The 25,573-nt window shown below is 61.6% G+C and carries 20 protein-coding genes, 3 pseudogenes and 1 riboswitch; of the genes and pseudogenes, 6 read left to right on the top strand and 17 right to left on the bottom strand.

Features of this window, described 5'->3' with window-relative positions; genetic code table 11:
• Window positions 1-17: 17 nt before the first annotated feature.
• The 8 genes and pseudogenes from FGD77_RS02605 to FGD77_RS02570 form a co-directional block, all read right to left on the bottom strand.
• Window positions 18-473: a hypothetical protein gene (locus tag FGD77_RS02605; RefSeq protein ID WP_255006079.1), complete on the bottom strand. Its 456-nt coding sequence runs from the start codon at window positions 471-473 to the stop codon at window positions 18-20.
• 121 nt (window positions 474-594) lie between these two features.
• Window positions 595-804: a dodecin family protein gene (locus tag FGD77_RS02600; protein WP_255006078.1), complete on the bottom strand. Its 210-nt coding sequence runs from the start codon at window positions 802-804 to the stop codon at window positions 595-597.
• Between the two features lie 70 nt (window positions 805-874).
• Window positions 875-2,617 (bottom strand): dihydrolipoyl dehydrogenase, encoded by a 1,743-nt coding sequence (gene lpdA, locus FGD77_RS02595; protein WP_255006074.1) that lies wholly within the window; start codon window positions 2,615-2,617, stop codon window positions 875-877.
• A 12-nt stretch (window positions 2,618-2,629) separates the two neighbouring features.
• Window positions 2,630-3,901, bottom strand: coding sequence for a dihydrolipoyllysine-residue acetyltransferase (gene aceF / locus FGD77_RS02590; RefSeq protein ID WP_255006071.1), 1,272 nt, complete (start codon window positions 3,899-3,901; stop codon window positions 2,630-2,632).
• Between the two features lie 24 nt (window positions 3,902-3,925).
• Window positions 3,926-6,583 carry a pyruvate dehydrogenase (acetyl-transferring), homodimeric type gene (gene aceE / locus FGD77_RS02585; protein ID WP_255006069.1) on the bottom strand — a complete coding sequence of 886 codons (2,658 nt, stop codon included), beginning with the start codon at window positions 6,581-6,583 and terminating at the stop codon, window positions 3,926-3,928.
• A 12-nt stretch (window positions 6,584-6,595) separates the two neighbouring features.
• Window positions 6,596-7,318, bottom strand: coding sequence for an acetoacetyl-CoA reductase (gene phbB / locus FGD77_RS02580; protein ID WP_255006068.1), 723 nt, complete (start codon window positions 7,316-7,318; stop codon window positions 6,596-6,598).
• A gap of 61 nt (window positions 7,319-7,379) precedes the next feature.
• Complete coding sequence (locus FGD77_RS02575; RefSeq protein ID WP_255006067.1) at window positions 7,380-8,555, bottom strand: acetyl-CoA C-acetyltransferase; 1,176 nt, start codon at window positions 8,553-8,555, stop codon at window positions 7,380-7,382.
• Window positions 8,552-8,653, bottom strand: a pseudogene (locus tag FGD77_RS02570) (hypothetical protein); the annotation flags it as partial. The pseudogene FGD77_RS02570 and the gene FGD77_RS02575, both read right to left, overlap by 4 nt.
• Before the next feature lie 633 nt (window positions 8,654-9,286).
• On the opposite strand from FGD77_RS02570, the gene FGD77_RS02565 reads away from it, so the two are divergent.
• Window positions 9,287-10,102: a FadR/GntR family transcriptional regulator gene (locus FGD77_RS02565; protein ID WP_255006066.1), complete on the top strand. Its 816-nt coding sequence runs from the start codon at window positions 9,287-9,289 to the stop codon at window positions 10,100-10,102.
• 248 nt (window positions 10,103-10,350) lie between these two features.
• Here FGD77_RS02565 and FGD77_RS02560 read toward each other — a convergent pair.
• The 8 genes and pseudogenes from FGD77_RS02560 to FGD77_RS02530 all read right to left on the bottom strand — a co-directional run.
• A pseudogene (locus tag FGD77_RS02560) lies at window positions 10,351-10,500 on the bottom strand (transposase domain-containing protein); the annotation flags it as partial.
• 111 nt (window positions 10,501-10,611) lie between these two features.
• Window positions 10,612-10,710, bottom strand: a complete 99-nt coding sequence (locus FGD77_RS22255) for a DUF2474 family protein (protein ID WP_369682676.1) — start codon at window positions 10,708-10,710, stop codon at window positions 10,612-10,614.
• A gap of 129 nt (window positions 10,711-10,839) precedes the next feature.
• Entirely contained in the window at window positions 10,840-12,510 is a 1,671-nt protein-coding gene (locus FGD77_RS02555; RefSeq protein WP_255006065.1) for an IS66 family transposase, read from the bottom strand.
• 62 nt (window positions 12,511-12,572) lie between these two features.
• Window positions 12,573-12,926 carry an IS66 family insertion sequence element accessory protein TnpB gene (gene tnpB, locus FGD77_RS02550; RefSeq protein WP_255006064.1) on the bottom strand — a complete coding sequence of 118 codons (354 nt, stop codon included), beginning with the start codon at window positions 12,924-12,926 and terminating at the stop codon, window positions 12,573-12,575.
• A complete protein-coding gene (locus tag FGD77_RS02545) occupies window positions 12,923-13,387 on the bottom strand; it encodes a transposase (RefSeq protein ID WP_255006061.1) in 465 nt (154 codons plus the stop codon). The genes tnpB and FGD77_RS02545 overlap by 4 nt, the downstream gene beginning before the upstream one ends.
• 41 nt (window positions 13,388-13,428) lie before the next feature.
• Complete coding sequence (gene cydB / locus FGD77_RS02540; RefSeq protein ID WP_255006059.1) at window positions 13,429-14,451, bottom strand: cytochrome d ubiquinol oxidase subunit II; 1,023 nt, start codon at window positions 14,449-14,451, stop codon at window positions 13,429-13,431.
• Window positions 14,452-14,457: 6 nt separating this feature from the next.
• A complete protein-coding gene (locus FGD77_RS02535) occupies window positions 14,458-15,852 on the bottom strand; it encodes a cytochrome ubiquinol oxidase subunit I (RefSeq protein WP_255006057.1) in 1,395 nt (464 codons plus the stop codon).
• Window positions 15,845-17,299: an FAD-dependent oxidoreductase gene (locus FGD77_RS02530; RefSeq protein ID WP_255006055.1), complete on the bottom strand. Its 1,455-nt coding sequence runs from the start codon at window positions 17,297-17,299 to the stop codon at window positions 15,845-15,847. The genes FGD77_RS02535 and FGD77_RS02530 overlap by 8 nt, the downstream gene beginning before the upstream one ends.
• Before the next feature lie 92 nt (window positions 17,300-17,391).
• On the opposite strand from FGD77_RS02530, the gene FGD77_RS02525 reads away from it, so the two are divergent.
• Window positions 17,392-18,102, top strand: coding sequence for an IS6 family transposase (locus tag FGD77_RS02525; protein WP_255006053.1), 711 nt, complete (start codon window positions 17,392-17,394; stop codon window positions 18,100-18,102).
• Window positions 18,103-18,499: 397 nt separating this feature from the next.
• Here the strand turns inward: FGD77_RS02525 and FGD77_RS02520 are convergent, their stop codons facing one another.
• Window positions 18,500-20,548: a UPF0149 family protein gene (locus FGD77_RS02520; protein WP_255006051.1), complete on the bottom strand. Its 2,049-nt coding sequence runs from the start codon at window positions 20,546-20,548 to the stop codon at window positions 18,500-18,502.
• 123 nt (window positions 20,549-20,671) lie between these two features.
• Window positions 20,672-20,779, top strand: a riboswitch (TPP riboswitch).
• Here FGD77_RS02520 and FGD77_RS02515 point away from each other — a divergent pair.
• The 4 genes and pseudogenes from FGD77_RS02515 to FGD77_RS02500 form a co-directional block, all read left to right on the top strand.
• The gene (locus FGD77_RS02515; protein WP_255006048.1) at window positions 20,769-21,380 is read left to right on the top strand and encodes a Ykof family thiamine-binding protein; all 612 of its coding nucleotides are present in this window, start codon (window positions 20,769-20,771) and stop codon (window positions 21,378-21,380) included. It overlaps the preceding riboswitch by 11 nt.
• 110 nt (window positions 21,381-21,490) lie before the next feature.
• Window positions 21,491-22,189 carry an ABC transporter permease gene (locus tag FGD77_RS02510; RefSeq protein ID WP_255006046.1) on the top strand — a complete coding sequence of 233 codons (699 nt, stop codon included), beginning with the start codon at window positions 21,491-21,493 and terminating at the stop codon, window positions 22,187-22,189.
• A complete protein-coding gene (locus FGD77_RS02505) occupies window positions 22,176-22,364 on the top strand; it encodes a hypothetical protein (RefSeq protein WP_255006044.1) in 189 nt (62 codons plus the stop codon). The genes FGD77_RS02510 and FGD77_RS02505 overlap by 14 nt, the downstream gene beginning before the upstream one ends.
• Window positions 22,330-25,527 (top strand): annotated as a pseudogene (locus FGD77_RS02500) (strawberry notch family protein); the annotation flags it as partial. The gene FGD77_RS02505 and the pseudogene FGD77_RS02500, both read left to right, overlap by 35 nt.
• Window positions 25,528-25,573: the final 46 nt, after the last annotated feature.

The raw sequence follows: 25,573 nt of genomic DNA, 5'->3' as shown, positions 1-25,573 counted from the left end.
TGCCCTGAACAAAACTGTCACGCCTCCGATTTGGTGGCCTTTTTGACAGCGTTGGCAACCTGGTCCTTCGCTTCCTCGAAAGCTTTCTCGTTAGCCACGCGCGACGCTTCAGCCATGCCCTGCATCAAACCCAGAGCCTGTTCAACGGCATCGGTCATGGCGTTGGTCTGATTCTTGATCGTCGCCGGGTCAGTTGCTTCAGCCATCATCTTTTGAATCGGCTCGGTCACTTCCTTGAAAATCTTCATCTGTTTCTCGAGCATGTCTTTGTAGCTTGCGGCGGCAGCCTTGTTAGCCTCGGCCGTGGCCTCGAAGTGACGCTTGTTGGCGTCGATCACGGCGGCCATGCCGGGTAGGCTTTTGCCTGCATCCTGAAATACGTTCATCATCGCGGTCGGATCGAAAACCTTCGCCATTGCGTCGGAACTGAAGGCTTTGAAGATTTCTGCCGGGTCGAAGGGGTTATTTGCCATTGGACGAATCCTTTCAGGAGCTTGAGTCTATTGGCGGCGCCACATGGAGTTGATGAAACGTTTCGCCACAACCGGGAATGCCAGCGAAGAGTTGGTGGAATCGCAGTCCCACCACATCGGTCTAGTCTTCAAACTTGAACGAGACACTGACCTTGGAGCGAAAGGCCTTCACTTTGCCGTCCTCCAGTACCATGTCTTGCGATACGATTTCTGCGACGCGCAGATCTCGCAGCGTCTGGCTTGCGCGCTCTACCGCTGCAACGGCAGCGGCTTCCCAGGATTTGGTGCTGGTGCCCACGAGTTCAATGTATTTGTAAACGCTACCACTCATAGCTGATCTCCTTTGGTGACTGGCGCCGTTGCGCCACTTTGTTGCCCCGCGATGTCATTCACGAGTTTGCTCATGTCTTTCGCTTCTTCGGCGGGATGAGGTCGGTGATCGTGCCTTCGAACATCTCGGCGGCGAAGTTCACCGTTTCCGACAGCGTCGGATGCGGGTGGATCGTGTGGCCAAGATCGACCGCGTCCGCGCCCATCTCGATCGCCAGCGCCACCTCGGCGATGAGATCGCCGGCATTCGGGCCGACGATCCCCGCGCCGATGACGCGGTCGTCGGACTCATCGAAGATCACCTTGGTGATGCCCTCCGAGCGGCCGAGCGACAGGGAGCGGCCGGAGGCGGCCCACGGAAAGACGCCCTTGCCGATCTTCACGCCCCGCTCCTTCGCCTGATTTTCGGTCAGACCGACCCAGGCCACTTCGGGGTCGGTATAGGCGACCGAGGGGATCACGCGGGCGTCGAAATGGCGGTTCTGGCCCGCGCAAACCTCGGCCGCGACCTTGCCCTCATGCACCGCCTTGTGGGCGAGCATCGGCTGGCCCACCACATCGCCGATGGCGAAGATGTGGTGCTGGCCGGTGCGCTGCTGGCTGTCCACGGCGATGAAGCCCCGATCATCGACCGCCACGCCCGCCGCCTCGGCATCGATCGTCTTGCCGTTCGGGCGGCGACCGACGGCGACGAGCACCTTGTCGAACGTGTCGGTGGAGGTTTCGCCCTTGTCGTCCTCGAAGGTGACTTTCAGCCCGCCTTTCTGGGCCTCGACCGCCGTGACCTTGGTCTTGAGAAGGATCTTCTCGTAGCGCCCCTCGATGCGCTTATGGAGCGGCTTGACGATGTCCTTGTCCGCGCCTGGGATGATCTGGTCCATCAGCTCGACGACCGTGATCTTCGATCCGAGCGCGTCATAGACGCAGGCCATCTCCAGCCCGATGATACCGCCGCCAAGGACGAGGAGGCGCTTCGGAATGCCGTCGAGTTCCAGGGCACCGGTCGAATCAATCACACGTTTGTCGTCATGCGGAATGAACGGCAGCGTGACGGGTTCCGACCCCGCCGCGATGATGCATTGATCGAAGCTGACGGTTTTCTTGCCGTCCTTGCCCTCGACCTCGATCATGTTGGGGCCGGTGAACTTGCCCATGCCGGTCACGACCTCGACCTTGCGGCCCTTGGCGAGACCGGAAAGCCCGCCGGTCAGCTTCGAGACGACGGATGATTTCCAGCCCACGAGTTTCTTCAGATCGACTTTGGGTTTGGCGAATTTGAGGCCGTGATCCTCCATCTCTTCCGCCTCGGTGATGACCTTGGCGGCATGAAGAAGCGCCTTTGACGGGATACACCCCACGTTGAGGCAGACACCGCCGAGATTGGAATCCTTCTCTATCAGCACGACCTTCTTGCCAAGATCGGCGGCGCGGAAGGCCGCCGTGTAGCCGCCGGGGCCGGAGCCGAGGACAACAACTTCGCCGTGGATATCGCCTTTGCCGGAGGCGCTGCCGGTGGCGGCAACGGATTTCGGCGCCTCGGTGGCGGGCGCTGCGGGCGCGCTTTCCTTCGGCGCCTCGTCCACCTCCGCACCTTCGAGGACGAGGATCGCGGAGCCTTCGGAGACCTTGTCGCCAGTCTTGACCTTGATCTCCTTCACCACGCCCGCGGCGGGTGACGGCACTTCCAGCGTCGCCTTGTCGCTTTCCAGTTCGATCAGCGGGTCTTCCTTGGCGATGGTGTCACCCGGCTTCACCATGATGGTGATGACGGGAACATCCTTGAAATCGCCGATATCGGGGACTTTGACTTCCATCCTACAGCCCCCTTACAGCATCAGCCGGCGCACGTCGCCGAGCAGGTGTTTCAGGGTCGCGGCGAAGCGGGCGGCCAGCGCGCCGTCGATGGCGCGGTGGTCGTAGCTGAGCGACATTGGCAGTATGTTGCGGGGCTGAAACGCCTCGCCATCCCAGACCGGCGCCATCTTGGAGCGTGTCAGGCCGAGGATCGCCACCTCGGGTGCGTTGACGATGGGAGTGAAGGCGGTGCCGCCGATCCCACCCAAGGACGAAATAGTGAAGGTCGCGCCCTGCATGTCCTGGCTTTTCAGCTTGCCGTCACGCGCCGCGGCGGAAAGGTCACCAAGCTCTTTCGAGATCGCCACGATCCCCTTGCGGTCGGCATCCTTGATCACCGGCACCATCAGCCCGTTCGGCGTGTCCGCCGCAAAGCCGATATTGTAGTAGTGCTTGCGGATCAGCTTGTCGCCGTCGGGGTGGAGCGAGGAGTTGAACTCCCAGTGCTCCTTCAGGGCCGAGACGCTGGCCTTGATGATGAACGACAAAAGCGTGACTCGGTAGCCGTCCTTCTTGGCGTCGGTATCAAGTTCCTTGCGGTACTTGTCCAACTCGGTGATGTCCGCCTCTTCCTGATGGGTGACATGCGGGATGTTAAGCCAGGAGCGGTGCAGCGCCGGGCCGGAGAGCTTCTTGATGCGCGGCATCTCGACATCTTCGACCTCGCCGAACTTGGAGAAGTCGACAGGCGGGATCGGCGGGATACCCATGCCGCCCCCGACAGCGCCGCCGGTGGCGGGCGCGCCCGAGCCCTTGAAGGCCGCGGTCACGTCTTCGCGCAGGATCCGACCCTTCCGGCCGGTGCCGTTGATGATGGCGAGGTCGATGCCCAATTGCCGCGCGAAGGCGCGGATCGAGGGCGAGGCATGGGCCTTGCCGAAACCGGCATCAGTGACGGCGGCCGGGGCGGCAGCGGGTGCGGCGACCGGGGCGCCGGGGTCCGATGGCGTGCTGGCCGGTGCCGGAGCTTCGGACTTCTTCTCCTCCTTGGCCGGGGCATCACCCGCGCCGTCGCCTTCGAGCATGAGGAGCAGCGAACCTTGCGAGACCTTGTCGCCCTCTTTGACTTTGATCTCCGCGACCTTGCCTGCGGCGGGGGACGGAACCTCCATCGTCGCCTTGTCGCTTTCCAGCTCGACCAGCGGGTCTTCCTTGCCGATGACGTCGCCGACGCCAACGAGGATGTTGATGACCGGGACGTCGCTGAAATCCCCGATGTCGGGCACTTTGACTTCAATTGCCATGTGATTAGTCTCCTTTCGTCCCGATCAGACCAGCCGGGGGTTCGGCTTGCCGCCATCGATGTCGTATTTCTTCAATGCTGCCTGCAGGTCTTTCTCCGTCACCGCGCCTTCGCGGAAAAGATCGGCCATCGCCGCCGCCGCGATGTGGTTCGCATCCACTTCGAAGAAGCGGCGCAGGTTGACCCGGCTGTCGGACCGCCCGAACCCGTCGGTGCCGAGAACCGTGAAGCGGTTCGGCACGAAGGCGCGGATCTGCTCGGCGTAGTTCTTCATGTAGTCGGTCGCCGCGATGACCGGCCCCTTGGCGGAGGACAGCGCCTCGGTCACATAAGGCACCCGCTCGGCGGCGAGGGGATTGAGCCGGTTGTGCCGCGCCGCGTCCTGCCCGTCGCGCGCCAGTTCGTTGAGGCTGGTGGCCGACCAGATGTCGGAGGTCACGCCGAAATCGGCCTTCAGCATCTCGGCGGCCTTCAGCGCCTGCATCAGGATCGTGCCGGACCCCAAGAGGTTCACGTGCTTCTTGCCGGGCTTCGCGGTCTTTTGCAGACGGTAGAGGCCCTTGATGATCCCCTCCTCCACGCCGGGCGGCATGTCGGGATGGGCGTAGTTCTCGTTCATCAGGGTCAGGTAGAAATAGACATCGTCCTGATCGGAATACATCCGCTTCAACCCGTGATGGATGATCACCGCGACCTCGTACTGGAAGGTCGGGTCGTAGGTGATGCAGTTCGGGATCGTGCCGGCAAGGATGTGGCTGTGCCCGTCCTCGTGCTGCAAGCCCTCGCCGTTGAGCGTCGTCCGCCCCGCGGTGCCGCCCAGCATGAAGCCGCGCGCGCGGCTGTCGCCGGCTGCCCAGGCGAGATCGCCGATCCGCTGGAAACCGAACATCGAGTAGTAGATGTAGAACGGCACCATCGGAACGCCGTGATTGGCATAGGACGTCGCCGCCGCGATCCAGTCGGCCATGGCGCCCGCTTCGTTGATGCCTTCCTGAAGCACCTGACCGTCGGTTGTTTCCTTGTAATACATCATCTGGTCGGCATCTTCGGGCGTGTAGTGCTGGCCCAAGGGGTTGTAGATGCCGACGGAGCGGAAAAGCCCCTCCATCCCGAAGGTGCGGCTCTCGTCCGGCACGATGGGTACGACATTCTTGCCCATGTTCTTATCGCGGAGAAGCGTCGTGAGGATCCGCACGAATGCCATCGTGGTCGAGATTTCGCGGTCGCCCGTGCCTTTCAGCTGCGCCTCGAACGCCGACAGGGCCGGGATCTCAAGCTTCGGCACGTCGCGCCAATGGCGTTTCGGGAACTCGCCGCCCAAAGCCTGCCGCCGTTCGGCGAGATAGGCCTTCTGGGCGTTGTTCAGCTTGACGAAGGGCGCCTTCGGCAAATCCTCGTCACTGACCGGGATCTTGAAGCGGTCGCGGAAGGCGCGGAGCTGATCCTCCGCCATCTTCTTCTGCTGGTGGGTGATGTTCTGGCCCTCACCCGCCTTGCCCATGCCGTAGCCCTTGACGGTCTTGACGAGAAGGCAGGTCGGCTGGCCCTCGACCCCGGCCGCGCGCTTGAAGGCGGTATAGACTTTTTCGGGATCGTGTCCGCCGCGCCGGAGTGCCCATATCTGATCGTCGGACCAGTCTTCGACCAGTGCGGCGGTTTCGGGATACTTGCCGAAGAAATGCTCGCGGATATAGGCGCCGTCCTTCGACTTGAAGGTCTGGTAATCGCCGTCCACGGTTTCGTCCATCAGCTGACGGAGCCTCCCGGTCGTGTCCTTCTCCAGAAGCTCGTCCCAGCCCTTGCCCCAGAGAAGCTTGATGACTTCCCAGCCGGCGCCGCGGAACTCTCCCTCCAGCTCTTGCACGATCTTGCCGTTGCCGCGCACCGGGCCGTCGAGGCGCTGGAGGTTGCAGTTGACCACGAAAATGAGGTTGTCGAGCTTTTCCCGCGCCGCAAGGCTGATCGCGCCAAGGCTTTCCGGCTCGTCCATCTCTCCGTCGCCGAGGAAGCACCAGACCTTGCGGTCGGCCATGTCGATCAGGCCGCGATTGTGCAGGTACTTCATGAACCGCGCCTGGTAGATCGCCATCAAGGGGCCGAGGCCCATCGAGACGGTCGGGAACTGCCAGTAATCCGGCATCAGCCAAGGGTGCGGATAAGAGGAGAGGCCCTTGCCATCGACCTCGGAGCGGAAGTTCTCCAGCGTCTCCTCGCCGATCCGGCCTTCCATGAAGGACCGCGCGTAGATGCCGGGAATCACGTGACCCTGGAAGAACACGAAATCGCCGCCGTGGATCGCCGACTTCGCGCGCCAGAAATGGTTGAGCCCAATGTCGTACATCACCGCCGAGGACGCGTAGGAGGCGATATGCCCGCCATACTCGCTGGAGACCTTGTTCCGGCGCACGACGGTCGCCATCGCGTTCCATCGGTTGATGGTGCGGATGCGCCACTCCATCTCCAGATCGCCTGGATAGACCTCCTGGTCGTCAGGCTGGATAGTGTTCTGGTAGGGCGTGGTTGATGAAAACGGCAGGTTTGCCCCTGCGGCACGCGCCTGGTTGACGGCCTTGTCCAGCAGGTAATACGCACGGTTCGCCCCGTCGCGCTCGATGACGTCGGCGATGGCTTCCTGCCATTCCAGCGTTTCGGTGGCGTCGATGTCTTGCTCTTGTTCGCTCATGTCAGAATGCCCTCACCCAAAGAACTGCGCGCCGTTAGCGGAGATAGTCGATCCGTTGATAAACTGGGCATCGTCGGAGGCCAGGAACGCGACGCAACGGGCGATCTCCTCTGGTTTACCGAGCCGGCCGGCCGGGATTTGGGCGATGATGCTCTCGCGGACCTTCTCGGGCACCGCCATCACCATCTCGGTGGCGATATAGCCCGGGCAGACGGCGTTGGCGGTGATGCCGGCGCGGGCGCCTTCCTGAGCCAGGCTACGGACGATGCCGATATCGCCGGCCTTGGTCGCGGCATAGTTCACTTGCGCGAACTGGCCTTTCTGGCCGTTGACCGAGCTGATAACGATCACCCGGCCGAACTTGCGCTCACGCATCCCCGGCCAGACCGGGTGGACGGTGTTGAACACGCCCGTCAGGTTGGTGTCGATCACCTGGTGCCACTGCTCGGGCGTCATCTTGTGGAACGGCGCGTCGCGGGTGATTCCGGCATTGGCGACCACGATGTCGATCGTGCCCACGTCGGCCTCTACCTTGGCGATGCCGGCGGCGGAATCGGCGTAATCCGCCACGTTCCATTTGTAGGTCTTGATGCCGGTCTCCGCTGTGAAAGCAGCGGCGGCATCGTCATTGCCGGCATAGGTGGCGGCGACGGTGTGGCCATCAGCTTGCAGAGCTTTCGAGATGGCCGCGCCGATGCCGCGCGATCCACCGGTGACGAGTGCAGTTCGTGCCATGATAGGTCTCCTAAGTCAGTTGGTCCCGGCAGGCTGTGCCCGGGTTGGGGAAACTCTCAGGTCAGTCGCGCTCCAAGCACATGGCCACGCCCATGCCCCCGCCGATGCACAGCGTCGCGAGGCCCTTTCTCGCTCCGCGGCGTTTCATCTCGAAGAGCAGCGTGTTCAGGACGCGCGCGCCGGAGGCGCCGATCGGGTGGCCGATGGCGATAGCGCCGCCGTTGACGTTCACGATCGACGCATCCCAGCCCATGTCCTTGTTGACCGCACAGGCCTGGGCGGCGAAGGCTTCGTTGGCCTCGACCAGATCCAGATCCTCGACCTTCCAGCCAGCCTTCTCGAGCGCCTTGCGCGATGCGTAGATCGGGCCCACGCCCATGATCGACGGGTCCAGTCCGACCGTGGCGTAGGAGGCGATGCGGGCCAAGGGCTCGATGCCGCGTTTCTCGGCGTTCTCGGCGGACATCAGCAGCACTCCGGCGGCGCCGTCATTCAATCCGCTCGCATTGGCGGCAGTGACCGAGCCGTCCTTGGTGAAAGCCGGGCGCAGCTTCTGCATCGATTCGATGGTGGCGCCGTGGCGGATATACTCGTCGCTGTCCATCACGATGTCGCCCTTGCGGGTCTTGATCGTGAAAGGCACGATTTCGTCCTTGAACTTGCCGGCCTGCTGCGCGGCTTCGGCCTTGTTCTGGCTGGCGACGGCGAATTCGTCCTGTGCTTCGCGGCTGATCTGCCATTTCTCGGCGACGTTCTCGGCGGTCTGGCCCATGTGATAGCCGTTGAACGCATCCCAAAGACCGTCTTTGATCATCGAGTCGATGAACTTTAGGTCGCCCATCTTCTGCCCGGCCCGCAGATGCGCCACATGGGGCGAGAGCGACATGCTTTCCTGCCCGCCGGCCAAGACAATGGCGGCATCGCCGAGTTGCACATGCTGTGCGCCAAGGGCGACCGCGCGCAGGCCCGAGCCGCAAACCTGATTCAGAGACCAGGCGCTAGCCTCTTTCGGGAGCCCGGCCTTGATATGCGCTTGGCGGGCCGGGTTCTGCCCTTGGCCGGCCGTCAGTACCTGGCCGAGGATCGTCTCGGAGACATCCGCTTTGCCGATTCCGGCGCGGCTGATCACGCTTTCGATGACCGCAGCGCCGAGGTCATGGGCGGGCGTGTTGGCAAAAGAGCCGTTGAAGCTGCCTACAGCGGTGCGCGCGGCAGAGACGATTACAACATTGGTCATGTGATGAACTCCTGAAGGCAGTTTCGGGCTTTAGTCATCTTGCCGATGCCCGGGTTGAAACTGTTGGACGGATCGCAGGCCATGTAGAAGACGGCGAGTTCAGTTTTTGTCGCCTAGAGTTGCCCGATTTGGCCGACATTGTGCTCGGCGGCGTATTCGACACCGTGACTGTCGAAGATGACCAGCATCCGTTTCCTGCGCGCTTTCTGCTCGTTGCACTTTTACAATGCCGGAAAGATCTCGTCGCCAAGCAGGAGCGAAGTGGCAACACCCAGTTTCTGCATGACTTTCCCTCCCGGGTCCAAGTGCCTGGGGCCGAAACCATGCTGATAGTAGTTGCGGCAACAACTTCGAGAGTAGTGGCGCGATTCATCTGGGGTCTCCATGTGCGGTCTTCCTTGAAAGCGCGCGCATGAAGACTATGGACTTGGCGCGCCCGTTTGGCTCCGGTCTGGGTGATGTTGCGGAACATTTTGACATTAAGTTTCTTGACCTCTCGTTCCTTGTTCATACTGAAACAGTACTTCGCTTAGGCATCCATCTAAGGTGCGGCAAACGCCAGACCATGAACCTGTGAATGCAAAAAATCTATACCTACTAGCACCATACTCGTCTCTCGTCGGAGCGTGATACGAGTAAACAACAGTGATCACGGAATCGACAACGCGTTGCGCGAAGTGGTTGAAGATCAATCGTCTCGGAGTATAATGTCCATCTCTGAGGAGAGATCGATGAACGACGGAGACAGCGTTTATGACAGGATTGAGAACGACAGCGTTGCCGACGCCGTGGTTGCTCAAATCGAGAATCTGATCATTTCGGGCGTCTTGCGTAGCGGTCAACGCTTGCCATCCGAACGGGAACTGGCCGAACAGATCGGCGTGTCTCGGCCCAAGATCCGGGACGCTATCAAGATCTTGGAGCATCGCGGGCTGCTGAGGGTACAACATGGCGAAGGTACGTTTGTGACGCGGCTGACGGGCACAGCCTTTGCGCCGGCTATGATCGACCTGTTTACACGCCATCCCGCAGCTTTCGGTGGATATCTTGAATTTCGGCGGGAGGTCGAAGGCTTTGCGGCGTTCGTTGCGGCACATCGTGCCACTGAGGACGACATTCAAATCATTATTAATACGCTCGATGACATGGCGGAAGCCTTGAATAATGCCGATACCAAACTCGAACTGCTGTCCGACGTCCAGTTTCACGGCGCAATCGTTGACGCGACGCACAACCCGATGCTGGTCCATACCATGGCGTCGGTCTACGAACTGCTTGCTCGAGGCGTATTTCTTCATCGCAGCTCGAAATATCTTGTCGACGGTCACGGAAAGAAACTGCTGGAACAGCATCAGAAAATTGGCAACGCGATTATCAACCGCGAGGCCGATGCTGCGGCCGCTGCCGCGGAGGAGCACATCAATTTTGTTGAAGCATCTTACAAGGAGGCCCAGGGCCTTGACCTGCGAACCAGTGTTTCTAGGAAACGTCGGATTGTTCTGAACGCACCGAGGTCGCAGATCACCCGGAGAGGAGGCCCGCAGTAGAGGCAAGTTGGCCGCTGTGAAAGGTGTCCTAGCGTCTCCAGATTGCAATCTACCGCCCTCCCCGTTGAGCGCAGGGCGCTCATATAGCCAGCTTTGGTCCAATGCCCAAGAAAGTCTCTGACCGAAATCAGAAAACCGAAAAACTATCCGACGCCCGCAATCTTGGCGCGCCGTGAGATATGGGTCACCCCATAAAGGTGGTGTAATTTTCCGGATCGCGTGAAGGCATTATCAAGGTAAGCGTCCGGTCAGACCGCGCGCTGTGACCAGTTCCATGGCAGAAGATCATCCACGCGGGTGATCTTGTGGTCTGGGATGCAGGCCAGCATATCGGCGAGCCATCCCTGCGGGTCGACGCCATTCAGCGTGGCCGTCTCAATCAGGGTGTAGGCGATGGCGGCGGCTCGTCCGCCGGGTGGTGATCCGACGAACAGATAGTATCGTCAGGCTTCAGGGCCAAGCCAAATACTCCATCAGTCCCCAACCTGTTGTCCAGTTGAATGGCCTATTCAGTTCAGAGCCAAAATGTTGCGAACTATCAGGCCCACAAGACCGAGTGCCGTAACGCTGCCGACCCAGATCGCGATGAACCAAAGAACCTGTTTCATGGACGAGTTAGTGATAGCCACCCGCCTCGTTAACTTTTCCCCGGAAAACCGTATGCGCTGCCTGCGTCCCATTGAGATTTTCAGAGTGCATATGTTGACAGGCATTTGGCTGTCGCGTGCGGGAGGTCGTCAGGGAGTCCCGGGCGAGCTCATTTGTGAGGACGTGGCGGCGGCATAAGCCCACGGCATCAAAGTATCGATGTCTTTCTTGAGATGCCCGTTGGCCAGCTTGGTGTACAGATCGAGCAAGTAGGCATAGGGCTCGACGCCGTTGATGCGACATGTTCCGATCAGGCTCGCGAACCTTGCCCAACAACGGGCTCCATCATCGTGACCGGCAAAAAGTGTGTTGCGGCGTGTCATGGCGGGGCTTCTGATCGCATTTTCTACCAGGTTGGAATCCATGTCGACATGGCCATCGTCCAGGAACAGACGGAAGCCCTCCTGACGTCGCAGCATGTAGGCCAAAGCTTTTCCCAATTCGGACTTGCGCGAGACACGGCCGGCCTGAGCGTTCAGCCAAACAAAGAATTTATCGACCAGCTGGCAGGATTTCTCCTGCCGGACCGCACGCCTTTGCGCGGCCGGCAGCCCACGGATCTCGGCCTCGATCTTGTAGATGGCCGCGATCTGCAGCAGGGCCTCGTCGACGATCGGCGATCCTGCTTTGGGCTGCGCCTTGATCAAGGCGCGCCTCCCATGCGACCAGCAATAGGCGAGCTTCAAGGGTGCGCCACCCACCCGCTTGGAAGTGCCTAAGGCGGTGTAGCCTCCATAGGCATCCACCTGGATTGTGCCATCGAAGCCTTTGAGGATTTCTTCGGCATATTTGCCATTTCGTCCGGGGCGATAATGGAACACGACGCCAGGTGGCGACGGTCCGTTCCAGCCGCGATCATCCCGCATAACAGCCCAGAAGTACCCTGTCTTGGTTTTGCCCCGTCCGGGATCAAGCACGGGCGCTGTTGTTTCGTCGACATAAAGCCGTGTGCTGCCTTTCAGAAGTAGCATGGCCATGTGATCGACCACGGGGGCAATCAGTGCGCCTGTGCGGCCCATCCAGTCCGACAGGACTGAACGATCGATCGGCGCGCCGTTGCGGGCCATGGCCACGGATTGCCGGTTCAAAGGATTGAAGTCGCAAAATTTGGCCACAGTGATCTGCGCCAGCAGGGCTTCGGTCGGCCAGCTGTTTTCCAGCAGATGCGCCGGGGCCTTGGCTTGGACCACGCCCGTGCGTCCTTTGGGACAGGCGTATTTCGGGCGCACAGTGACAACGACTTGGTATTGCGCAGGAATGACATCCAGCCGCTCCGAACGATCCTCCCCGATCTTGACCATATCGCCACAGCCGCAGGGACAAACGATGTTTTCGGGATTGATGACCCGCTCGACGCGCGGCAGCCCCTCTGGAAGGGTGCGGGGCTTGCGCGGTTTGCGGGGCTTTTTGTCCTTTGCAGTCTTGTCGAGCTGGTCGAGCTTGTTCTGCACCTCATCGATCTGTTGCTGCGTCTCGGCTATGGCGGTTTCTTGGTCTTCGAGCGCCAGTTCCAGCTGATCGGGGCTAAGCTTTTCCGACTTGGGTCCGAACTTGGTGCGCCGATGATCGGCAACCTGACTTTCCAGCTTCTCGACCAGCGCTTTCAGTTCGGTGATGAAGACGTCCTTCTCGGCACCGACAGCCTGTTCATGTTGCCGCGCCGCACGTTCTACAGCCAGTTCGAACTGCTGCGCCTCAAAGGCCTTCACGACCTCGGGCGGCAGACCTGGAAACTGGCGAATATCGAACGGTTCTGACATGCGCTTTTCTACCCTGAACAGGAAGAAAAGCCAATAAAACAACGCTCAAATTTGGTCCTGAGTCACCCTGCCGCAGCAGGTGCAACCACCGGTTTTGCCACCATCCGGCGCCAGTCCAAACCTTCGAAAAGGGCCTCGTACTGGGCCCGGGAAAGCTGCATGACGCCGTCCTGAATCTTGGGCCACACGAAGTTGGAAACCTCCAACCGCTTGTAGATCAGGACAAGCCCGGTTCCATCCCAAACCAAGATCTTCAACCTGTCGCCACGCTTGGAACGGAACACCACCGTCATGCCGGAATGGGGATCAAGCCCCAGCTCGTTTTGCACAGTTGCTGCGAGCCCGTCATGGCCTCGACGGAAATCGACCGGCTTCGTCGCAATCACGATTGGCAGCCGCTGACCCGCAACAATCACGAGACCCCCCGTACCGCGCGGATCAAGTCAGCAGCACGCGCCACATCAGCAGTGCCAGGAATTCGGATCATCACATCAGACCCAATCGTCACCGATATCTCGCCGCCCATCCCGGCGCGCTCGCTCTGTGCTTGCACTGATGTGCTATCAGCTGCCGGCGATGCCATCGCAATCTCCAGCGGAACAAACGCAGGCTCAGACCGATGGCACGAAATCTCTGCATCACCAACTGATGTCATGACATCCGCAGGCAAAACCAAATGACCTTCTCGCGCCATCCGTCGCCAGTCCGATAGTTGATGGGGGACAATGTCATGGCGCCGCGCCACGTCAACAACGCGCGCACCGGGTTGAAAACTCTCCGCAACAATCCGTGCTTTCACGTCGTCAGGCCAACGCCGGTTGCCCCGGCGGGGCTCGACAATCTCCAGCCGACCCACAAGTCCACTTCCATCTGCCATAGCAGCCTCCAACAGAAACAATGGAGAATGTATCCGGCCAATCAAAGAAGCCCGGAAGACCTCAAATCAATGGGATGTGGCCAGCGCATACGGAAAACCCAGTAGGAAAACGCAGTATAAGTCAAGATGACCGGTAGCATGAATGCAGCTCCTACCAATAGGAATGCCAAGCTCTTGTCCGGCGCAGCTGCTTCGCGGATCTCGATATCTGGCGGGATGATCTGAGGATAGAAGCTGATTCCAATTCCGACAAAGCAAAGGAAGAATATGCCGAGTCCACACAGGAATGGCTGCACATCCTTCTGCGTCTCCAGGCCGGCAAACAGAAGAATTGTGAGAACGAACATGCAGAACGGCACAATCGCGGAATACAGAACGCTCGGCCACGAAAACCACCGGGTTAGGTATTCCGGGTTGTGAAACGGAGTCCAAAGGCTGACCACCATAATCAAGAAGATTGTTCCGAAAGCGGCCCGCCATGCATACTCACGCATCCGGCGCTGTAACCATCCGTCAGTTTTCATTACAAGCCAAGTGGCGCCCAAGAGCGCGTAGCCGATCACGACTGCAAGGCCGCAGGTCAATGAAAATGGCGTGAGCCAATCCCACCAACCGCCAGCATAGGCGCGGTCGCTAACCTTGATGCCTTGGACAAGTGCGCCAAGTGCGACGCCCTGAAAGAACGCCGCCGTATACGAGCCGCCGATAAAGGCCCAATCCCAGTAAAACTTGTTTCGCTCTTCAACGCGCCAACGAAACTCAAAAGCGACGCCGCGAAAGACCAGTCCAAATAGCATGGCGAAGATTGGAACATAAAGCGCGGTCAGCGCTATCCCATAGGCAAGAGGGAAAACTGCGAAAAGCCCGCCGCTGCCCATCACCAACCAAGTTTCATTGCCATCCCAAACCGGCGCAATCGAGTTCATCATCCGGCTGCGCATTCCGGATCCGGGTCGGATTGCAGGAAAGAGTATTCCGACACCTAGATCGAAACCGTCCAAGATGACATATGCCAGAATTGCGAACGCAATGATCCCGGCCCAGACAAAAGATAGGTCAACCATGCCGGATCAATCCTCCCCGCTCACATGAGAAATGCCCTCGATCAGCTTGCGGTTCGCTGTGCGCACGGGACCGGCGATCTCGGTCGGTTCACCGGAATTTGGCGGTCGCCGCATCAGGCGCAAAGTGTAATAGGTTCCGGCACCGAACAGCACGAAATACACGATGATAAACGCAATCAGCGATGTCGCAACGACCGGTGCATCGAGTGGTGAGGCGGATTGCGACGTTCTTAGCAGTTCGTAGACGGTCCAAGGCTGACGCCCGACCTCAGTTGTGACCCAGCCAGCAAGAACGGCAATGAACCCGCTGGGAGCCATTAGGACTGTGGCGCGTTGCAGCCACCTGGCACGGTCGATGCCCCAAATGGCGCGGCTTAATAGGCTCCAAAACCCAATCGCCGTCATTGCCATGCCAATCCCAACCATAATCCGAAATGAGAAGAAAACTATGGTCACGGGCGGACGATCTTCAGGCGGCCATTCCTTCAATCCTTTAATCTCGCCATCCCAGTGGTGGGTAAGGATCATCGAGCCAAGCTTGGGTATCTCTACAGCCCAATTGACGGTCTCGGCTTCTTCATCCGGGATGCCGAACAGGATCAGCGAAGCACCTTTACGTGTTTCGAAATGACCCTCCATCGCGGCGATCTTCTGAGGCTGGTGTTCAAGCGTGTTGAGCCCATGGAAGTCACCCGCAACTATTTGCATCGGCGCAACGAACGCCGCCATCCAAAGCGCCATTGAAAACATGACGCGCGCTTCTTTGCCGCCCTGGCCCAACAGTAGGTGCCGCGCGCCAACGCCGCCGACCACAAAGGCCGTCGTCAGATAGGCCGCCAACACCATGTGCACCAGCCTGTAAGGAAAAGACGGGTTGAAAACGATCTCCAACCAGTTCTCAGGCACAAATTGACCGACGTCATTGATTGCATAACCCACCGGGGTTTGCATCCACGAGTTCACCGACAGTATCCAGAAAGCCGAGAACAAAGTGCCGACCGCAACCATCAGCGTCGAGAAGAAATGCAGGCGCAACCCAACCTTGTTGCGACCGAAAAGCATGACGCCTAAAAAGCCGGCCTCCAAGAAAAAGGCCGATAGAACTTCGTACCCCATCATCGGCCCCAGAACCGGCCCCGTCTTGTCGGAAAACACCGCCCAGTTTGTGCCAAACTGATAGCTCATCACCAGGCCGGAGACGACACCCATGCCGAAGATTACGGCGAAGATTGTTTTCCAGTAGTCGAAGACACGTAGGTAGGTATTGTCCTTCCGCAGTATCCACAGGCCTTCCAGCACGGCCAGGAAACTCGCTAAACCAATCGAGAATGCTGGAAACAGGATGTGAAACGACACCGTAAACGCAAACTGCAATCTGGCAAGTTCGAGTGCGTCAAACATCTCCGGCCTCGCCGGCAGAACGCGGAGATGGCTCTTCGCCCAATCCCAGTTCTTTTGCGAATATCATTCGAAACGCCGACATACCGCGTGTTAGTTTCTGAAAGTCGTCGGAATCCAGCATCAGTGCGCGCGAATCTTCCACTGCGCGAACCGATCCCGTGCGTAGGCCCTCGCCGAGCAGGACCCGCTCGCCGAAGTGCTCTCCCCGGCGAAACGTTCTCTGCGTTGCGACCGACCCATCCGGGGTCTTGATGATAAGTTCGAAACTGCCCTCAAGGACCGAATAGAGGCCATCCGCTCGGTTGCCGTGTTCGAATACTTTGTCGCCAGCGCGATAGCGGACATAGCGGGCGGCGGCGCGCCTGCGAGTTTTGATTTGAACTGTGCTGCGGTTGATCAGCGAATCCAGCAGCCAGTTGACCGCGATCCGTAGCTTGGTGCCAAAGCCTGGCGCGAATGACAGATAGTAGCTGCGCCAAAGAATCCATGCCGCGAACCCGGTGATTCTGATGCCAAACACCTCTGCAACGCCGCGACTGGACCCCAGTGACGCAAGCGCACCCTTGGACCTGTAGAGGAATGGCGAGGGCGTTCCGCCCTGCAACACCGTCTCGATGTTCCGCGCGACGAGGCGGGCTTCGCGAACCGCAAATTGTGCTGTCGGTGGCGCAAAATCGCCATCCTCTGTCGCGCCTTCCTGCATCGGGACCAACGCCGCATCGCCCAATGCCCAGATATTCTGGTGACCCGCCACCTGCAGCGTCCGCTCGACGTAGATGCGTCCGCGCTTCTGAGGCAGGTTCATTTCCTGGACCACCTCGGTCGCAGCGTTTCCAACGGTTGCAATGACTGTTCTCGTTCCCAAAAGCTGACCGTCAGAGGTGACTATCTGCGTCGCCGTGGCTTCGGTCACGCCGGTATTAAGCAATACTTCGATGCCACGCTTCGTCAATTTCATCTGTGCGTAACTGGCAAGACTTTCTGGCAATTCAGGCAGTATGCGGTCTCCGAATTCAAGGACAACGACGCGGACCTCGGCGGGATCGATATTCGGATAGTACTGAAGCGACCGGTCAACTAGGTCCTTTATCTCTCCAGCTGTTTCCACGCCAGAAAAACCGGCCCCAACCACAGCAAACGTCAGAAGCTGGCCCTTGACTTCTGCCATCTCCGTGACATCGGCGTGCTCCAGTTTCTCGATGACGTGATTGCGCAATTCCAGGGCGTCGGCCATCGACTTCATCGGCAAGGCGTGTTCGGCTAGGCCAGGAATATGTGCCAAGTTGCTTGTCTGGCCAAGTGCGATAATCAAATGATCGAATCCAACTTCGGTATAGCGCCTCTGCTCGCCCTGAAAAATCGTCACGACTTTTCGTTGGATGTCGACCGCGAATATTTTGGCCTGACGCACTTTGACGCCGGGCAACAATTGGCGCAGCGGTGACAAGGCGTCCCGCGATGCGATCGCACCAGCGGCAACTTCAGGGAGGGTATTGTCAGGTTATTGACGTTGCCTGGGTTCATGCATAGCGACCGCACATGATCAGCCAAGTTTCACAGCCTCGCCTGAAGGGCTTCCGGTTCCCTCGTTCGATCATCTCCTATGCCGTCTGGGCGTACCATCGGTTTGCCCTGAGCTTGCGCGATGTCGAGGATCTGTTGGCCGAGCGGGGCGTGATCGTCTCGTATGAAAGCATCCGGGTGTGGTGCCAACGGTTCGGAGCACAGATCGCCGCCAGCATTCGTCGCGACCGTCCGACCCCGGCCGACAAATGGCACCTCGACGAGGTCGTGATCTCAATCCGGGGCCAGAAGCACTGGCTTTGGCGGGCGGTCGACGCGAACGGCGACGTGCTGGAGATCCTGGCCCAAAGTCGCAGGAATGCCCATGCTGCCAAGCGATTTCTTCGAAAACTGATGCGGCGGTGGGGCGTGCCGCGGGTTATCGTGACCGACAAGCTGCGCAGCTATGGCGTCGCCGTTCGGGGGCTTTGCCCAAGCGTCGAGCACCGCTCGCACAAGGGGTTGAACAACCGGTCGGAAGCGTCGCATCGACACACAAGACGACGAGAAAAGATCATGGGCCGCTTCAAATCTCCGCGCCAAGCGCAGCGGTTTTTTTCCGTTCACGATCAGACCGCAACCCTGTTCCGCCCGAAACGCCATCGCCTCTCCGCAATATCCTATCGCCACTCCCGGGCTGATGCGTTCAGTCTGTGGAACGATTGTGCTGCTGAAATGGCCGCATGATGGTGGCGCCGGTCTTCGTCACGTCGCGATAGAACAAGCTGACAATGCCGTAACGACACCTCAAATCAACAGTCAGTCAATGGCCGTCCTCTGTGGTGCCGCGGAGATTCTCCCTCAGGTGTATGGCGAAGGAGATATCGTTATTGTTCAGGGAATTTCAGCCGATCGGTGCCGATGGACTGGCGATCAGCGAGCAGCAGCCGGATGGTTGTGGCGGGGGAACGCGTGAGATAGCGCTCGATTAAGCTGGCATCGTCGCGCCCGGCTAAGCGGGAGCGTGTCTGGACAGCGGCTCCGGTGACTCTGCTCTGCGGCACCGCGGGCGGCGTTCCAACGGCGGCTGTGGGCCGGATATGCCAAACCTCCGCCGCCGATGCATGATCGCAAGTCGGCGCAGCTACCGCCGCAATTCGTGGCGTCGGGGTACCCAGGATGGCAGCACATTGCGCAGCGTGTCGCCTTCGGCGCCCGTGGCGATCTTCTTGAGGTCGCGCAGAATGCGCTTGTCGTCGGCACCCAGAAGCTTTGCGGGCCAGGAACCACGGGTCGCCATCACGAGGTTGTCGAAACCTGCAGCCCAGTCCTTCAGGCCGTCTTCGTCCAGGGCAGTAAGGTTGCGGGCAACGATTTCCGGGTCTGCGGCGTCGTCATCGGTCTGGTTGGCCTGCATCATCAGGAATCCCATCAGGTGGTCGATCACACCCTCGCCCGGAAACTCGATCCCTCCGAGAAGCGCGCCCAGCCAGTCCTGCGGCGACGGCTGCAGCGGTGCGATCGCCAGGGCCGTGAGATAGCCCTGCAGATAGGCCGCGCTCATCCCGGCCTCGGCGAGCAGAGCGCCGATGTCATCCGGCGCACCGGAGCGCGATATCGGCAAAATATCCCCGTCGCGCGCTGCGGCCGCGTCCAGCGTCATCGCCATGATGTCGGCCATGATCGGGATCCGCTTCAGGGATCGCCCGTCGACCAGTGCCTGTGCTACTGCGGCGAAGGACAGCCAGAGCGCCTGGTCCACGCCGGCTGCTGATTTCAGCACCGCCGCAGAGACCGCGAACTGCCGCGCCCACCAGGCCCGCCGGCCCGCGAGATGTTTCCAGACAGCGGTTTCGCGCCCCTTGTCCGTTCGCGCGCGGCCAATGGCGTCGCGCAATGCACCGGTGTCCTCGAACCAGCTGTCGGCCTGCTCAAAATGCCCCATCCAGTCGGCGCTGGCCTTGACCAGCGCGGTACGGCGGGGCGCCGGGAGGCTTTCGAGCGCCTCGGCCGCGCCGATGGCGTCGAGAATGGCCTCGGTATCGCCGGCGGCGGGGGTCAGTGCGTCGGGGCCGAGGATTTCGGCCAGATCGACCATGCCGGGCGCCGGCATCAGACCCAGCTCCAGCCCCTCACCGAGACCGCGCGCCAGCATCGCGGCGAGCATGTCCGGCGCGTCCTCGAAGGTTTCCATCTCGTCCAGGATGCGGGCCAGCATCTGCTTCTGTTCGGTCGCACTTGTGCAGGGGATGACGAAGGCATCCTTCACGCCGTGGCCCTGCTTGAGCATCGCCATGGCAACCGCGCGTCGGCTGCCGATCTGGACGGCGGCGATCAGGCTTTGTGCGCCGGCACCGTCCGGCAGGCTTATGGCGGCCCGGTGGATGGTCGGCCCGCGCCCCGCCGTCCGGGATGCGCCATGCTGCATCTGCCGGCGGATCACCCCATCGAGCGCGGCGCGCGCGGCATCCTCGGGCAGCCACTTGCGCAGCGTCGGCAGCAGCGCGCCAATCTCCGGCGTCAGTGTCCCCGCCTCGGCACGGGACACAAGCGCCGTTGCGGCGGCGAGGCGAAGGTCGGGCTGTGCATCGAGCAGCCAGTAAAGACCGAGCCGCGCCTCCACCGCGCCCGGCCGCGCGACCGTCATGGAAACCAGCATCGCCGCCAGCTCCGGCGGCAGCCCGGCGAGGAGCTCGACAAGCGCGGCATGAACCTGAAGGGGGTCATCACCGATCTCCTGCAGGATCGGGTCGATCAACGCGCCGAGATCGGGCATCTCTTCGGACCCGGCCTCGTCCCCGTCCATGACGTCGGCGGTCAGCATGGCGAATTCCGGCGGCGCAAGGCCCGCACGCGCGTAGATCTGCGCGAGACGCAGGCGCAGGGCCGGCGCGAACGGCCGGGCCGCGTCCCGCGCTGTCAGCGCCTCATCGAGGGTGTCGATCAGGGCCGCGCCCTCGGGCGCGTCGTTCTCCCGGGCCATCCGTGCCTCGTCAAGCGCGCTGGACAAGAGCGCCGCGGCCGCCTGCGTTTCGGCATCGTCGGTCGACTCCAGCGCGACGGTGGCGATATCCGGGATGGCAGCGGGACCGGCCATTAGGTCGCGGGCCCCATCGCGGAGCAGTCGGGCCTGTGCGGCATCATCGGGCGCGGCGGCGATGGCATCGATCAGGGGAACGGAGTCGCGAGTCATGGTGGAATGGTTACTGCAGTCGCCAAGCGCTGCCAACTCTATAGGTTCATCTCAGGTGGTCCAGGCGGCCTGTCGCAGGCTGTGGCGAGTCACGCTTGACACGCCGGGTGCATGGGATACCCTAAAGTCATCCAGGGGTGCTCCGTTCAGGAGCTGAGATGCGCAAGACCGCGCGAACCCTTCACAGCTGATCCGGGTAATGCCGGCGGAGCGAGGGAATATGTTCATAGGCGCACAAGTGTCACTCTATCCGATGACGTCGGATTTCGTCGATGTCATCACCACCGGGCTCGAGGCCCTCAATCCCCACAGAAGCGCATTGCGGATCGAGACCGACGATGTCTCGACGCTCATGGTCGGGGCGCCCGGCCCCCTGATCGACGCGATCCGCGATCTCTTTGCCGCCGTGGCGCGGCAGCCCGATCACGTGACCATGCATGTCACCCTGTCGCGCGGATGCCCGGGCGAGCCGGACGACCCAAACTGCTGCTGCGAGGCGCTGGTGCAGGCCCAGGGCCAGAGCCTGTCCCAACGTCAGGCCCTGGCGCGGGAGGCGGTGGGTGCCGCGCCCGATCTCGGTGTCGGCATCGACGTGCAGTTCTCGCTCTATGTGCTGGGCCAGGACCGGCATATGGACGAAATCTATGGCTGCATCGACTTCCTGAAGGGGTCGGGCACTTTCCTGAAGTCCAAGAACTTCTGCACACGGTTGCGCGGCGATGCGGGCGCGGTTTTCGAGGCGCTGCGCCAGGCGTTCCTGCGCTTCGGTCCCGCCGAGGGGCATGTCACCATCGACCTCACGGCATCGGCCAACAGCCCCAGCCTTGCCTGACACCCCTTGCGCCGCGCCCGGTTCGCGGCAAGAGCTTTCATGCACCCCTTGCGCCATATCCTGCCGACCGCGCTGATCGCGCTGGCCCTGCTGCTGGCCTGGCAGATCTATTGCATGGCAAGCGGCGTCTCGGCGCTGGTCCTGCCACGGCCCCGACCGACGTTCTGCGCTCGCTCGTCATCGAGCGGGCACGGATCGGACCGCATACGCGTGCCACGCTTGCGGTCGCCACGCTGGGCTTCGCGCTGTCGGTGGTCTTCGCCTTCGGCGCCTCGGTCGCCCTGCATTTCAGCCTTTGGCTGCAACGCGGGCTGATGCCGCTGCTCGTCGCCAGCCAGACGATCCCGCTGGTGGCGCTGGCGCCGCTGATGATCCTGTGGTTCGGCTTCGGTATGCTGCCAAAGGTGCTGCTGGTCATCCTCGTCACCTTCTTTCCCATGCTCGTCAGTTTGCTGTCGGGCTACCGTCAGGTGCCGCAGGCCTATCTCGACCTTCTGACCGCGATGGGCGCGGGACGAGGCCGGATCTTCCGGCGCGCAACACTGCCGGTGGCGCGGGCCTCGTTCTTCGCCGGGCTGCGGATTTCGGCCACCTACGCCATCGTGGCCACGATCTTTGCCGAATACGCCGGGGCGCGGCGGGGCTTGGGGATTTACATCCTCACCGCCAAGAACAATTTCCGCGCCGATCTGGTGCTTGCCGCCGTCGTCGTCTCGGCCGCGGTCACGCTTTTGATGCTCGGCACGTTGCGCCTGATCGAGAGGCTCACGGCCCACGGACATGCAAGGGGGCGCGATGCTGCGGGTTGAGGATCTGACGGTCCGGGCCGGATCAGTGCCGCTGGTCACCGATTTCTCCTGCGCGCTGCGCGAGGGCCGGATCACCTGCCTGATCGGGCCGTCGGGTTACCACATCCTCCACCGCCAAACCGACGACACATGCCGCCGTCCCTCTCGCGTTCACCTCCCTCTCCAACCCGCGTGAAAACACCCCCGTTTCCGACATCTATGCCCGCTATCGTCCGCAGCGCATCGAGATCGCGGGCGCGCAGGAGCATCCAACCCCGCTGGTCGAGAGCATCGCAATGGCGTCGGTGGCGCCTCCGGTGCCGTCGAGCGAGGCTGCGACCGATCTGCGCCTGCCCGGTCGCCTGATCGAGGAGGGCCATCTCTCCGAGGCGCAGCTCGAGACCATTCTCATGGCGAACGACGCGCACGCGCGCGACTTGCCGGGCCGGTTCACGATCGACGAGGACCAGACCCGGATGACCCGCAGGGACGATGACCCGGCGGCGCGCGCCTATCGCCTCGGGTATTTCCTCGGAGACGGCACCGGTTGCGGCAAGGGGAGAGAATGCGCCGGGCTCATCCTGGTGAACTGGCTCGCGGGACGGCGCAAGGCGGTCTGGATCTCCAAATCTGCCACGCTCATCGAGGACGCGATCCGCGACTGGACGGATATCGGCGGCTCGCCCGCCGACATCCAGACGCTCTCGAAATGGAAGCCGGACCAGCCGGTCACCATGGGTGACGGAATCCTTTTTGTGACATACGCCACACTGCGCTCCGCGGGTAAATGCGGCACCACGCGGCTGAGCCAGGTTCTCGACTGGATGGGCGCAGAGTTCGACGGCGTGCTCGCCTTCGATGAAGCCCATGCCATGCAGAATGCTGCCGGGTCTGAGGCGGGCAGGGGGGTCAAACCCTCCCAGCAGGGTCTCGCCGGGCTGCGCCTGCAGCTCGCGGCCCCGCGGGCGCGGGTCTTCTATGTCTCGGCGACGGGCGCCACCAGCGTGCACAACCTGGCCTATGCCGCGCGCCTCGGACTCTGGGGCCAGGGGCCGGAATATCCGTTCCCGAGCCGCGAGAGTTTTGTTTCCGCGATGGAGGCCGGCGGGGTGGCGGCGATGGAAGTGGTGGCGCGCGATCTCAAAACGCTCGGATTCTACACGGCGCGGGCGCTCAGTTTCGACGGCGTGGAATATGACGTTCTCGAACATGCCCTCACACCGGCCCAGGTCGAGATCTACGACGCCTACGCAGGGGCCTTCCGGACGATCCACCACAATCTCGAGGCGGCGCTGACCGCCACCGGCGTCAACGATGCGTCCGGTCAGACGAACGCCTCCGCCGCCAAGGCCTCGGCCAAATCTCGGTTCGAGAGCACCAAGCAGCGGTTCTTCAACCATCTCCTGATGGGCATGAAGGCCCCGACCATCATCCGCGCCATCGAGCAGGACGTGGCGGATGGCTATGCCTGCGTCGTCCAGGTGGTTTCCACCGGCGAAAGCCTCCTGAAACGTCGGCTCGAAGCGATGGATCCCGAAGACGAACTGGTCGAGGGCGCTTTGACGCCTCGGGACTACGTGCTCTCGTATCTCGAACAGGCTTTCCCGATCCACGCCCGGAAGCTGGTCGAGATCGATGGAAACATGGTGGCCGAACCGCTGCGGGATGCGAATGGCGCCCTGGTCGTCTCGCGCGAGGCGCTCACCTTGCGCGATGCGGCAATGATGGAGCTGATGGCGCTGGCACCGATCCCCTCGGCGCTAGATCAGATTCTCTGGGCCTTTGGCGACGACGCGGTGGCCGAAGTGACCGGGCGCTCGATCCGGCCGCTGAAATCGCAGGACGGCGCGCTCTTCATTGAGAAGCGCAGTGCCAGCAGCAATTCATCGGAAACCCGTGCCTTCATGGATGGGGAGAAGGACGTCCTCATCTTCTCCGATGCCGGCGGCACCGGGCGCTCCTATCACGCGGCCCAGACCGCGAAGAACCAGAAGCGGCGGCGGCACTATCTGCTCGAACCCGGCTGGCGGGCCGACGCGGCGATCCAGGGGCTCGGCCGCACGCATCGCTCGGCACAGGTCAGTGCGCCCTTCTTCCGGGTCTGCACCTCGGATGTCCATGGCGAGAAGCGCTTCACTTCGACGATCGCCCGGCGGCTCGATCAGCTGGGGGCGCTCACCAAGGGTCAGCGCGAGACCGGCTCGCAGGGCATGTTCCGCGCCGAGGACAATCTCGAAAGCCCGATCGCACGGGCGGCGCTGCGCGGCTATTACGCCGATCTGGCCGCCGGGCACGCGGCGGCCATGAGCTACGAGCGGTTCACGGACTGGACCGCCCTGAGGCTGATCGACCAGGACGGCGTGCTGCTCGAAGAGTTGCCGCCGATCCAGCGGTTCCTCAACCGGGTGCTGGCGCTGCCGATCCATATGCAGAATGCGCTCTTTGCCGAGTTCATGACCCGGATTGCCGATCAGACCGAACGCGCCCGCGCGGCCGGCTTGCTTGATCTCGGGGTGGAGACGCTACGCGGGGAGAGGATCGTGCAGGTCTCGACGGAAGATCTCTGGACCTGTCCGCGCTCGGGGGCAGTGACGCGGATCATCGGCCTCGAGGTCACCGACCCAGTGAAGGTTCTTTCGGCCGAGGAAGCGCTCAATCGGAACCCCGACAAACTGCCGATGACCAACCGTGCCTCCGGGCGCGTGGCGCTGATCTCGTCCCGGCCCATGCAGATGTATGACGAGGAGATCGTCACGCTCATGCGCAAGGTGACGCGGCCGACCGGGTCCGCCTATGTCGAGGAAGGGAAGTTCCAAGCGTCCGTATGGGAGGAGATCGAGCCGCCTGAGTTTCGCCGCCTCTGGGACGAAGAGGCCGACAGCCTGCCCAAGGTGACCACGACGAGGTTCTATCTGTTGACCGGGCTTCTGTTGCCGATCTGGAAGGACATTCCTTCGGGCAATGAGCGCATTTACCGCGTCACGCCGGAAGGGCAGGGGAGCATGATCGGCCGGACCGTGAGTGAGGATGGCGCCGCGGCGCTGCGTGCGCGGTTCATGGTGGGCACGCCCAAAACCCCGCAGGAGATGCTGACGGCCGCGCTTGGCTCTTCCGCACCTGTCGATCTGGGCCGAGGTCTCTCCCTCACCCGCCGCCGCGTCGCGGGCGTGGCACGTCTCGAGATCGACGGGGCAGACCGGGGCACGATCGAGGGGTTGAAGGCCATGGGGTGCTTCACGGAGATCATCGCCTTCCAGCTCCGGGTCTTCGTTCCGCACGGGGAGGGCGTCGATACCGCCGCGATCCTGGGCAGGATTGTCGGGAAGGGATCATCCTCGAGGACTGATCGGGCCGCCTGAAAGGAAAAGATGCCGTAATGGGGCTATCGGCGAATCGAGCACGTTT

Origin of the sequence: Roseovarius sp. M141 (genome assembly GCF_024355225.1) — a bacterium.
Lineage (GTDB): Bacteria > Pseudomonadota > Alphaproteobacteria > Rhodobacterales > Rhodobacteraceae > Roseovarius.
The sequence above is the reverse complement of the archived record's forward strand: the minus strand, read 5'-3'. Positions and strand labels throughout refer to the sequence as shown.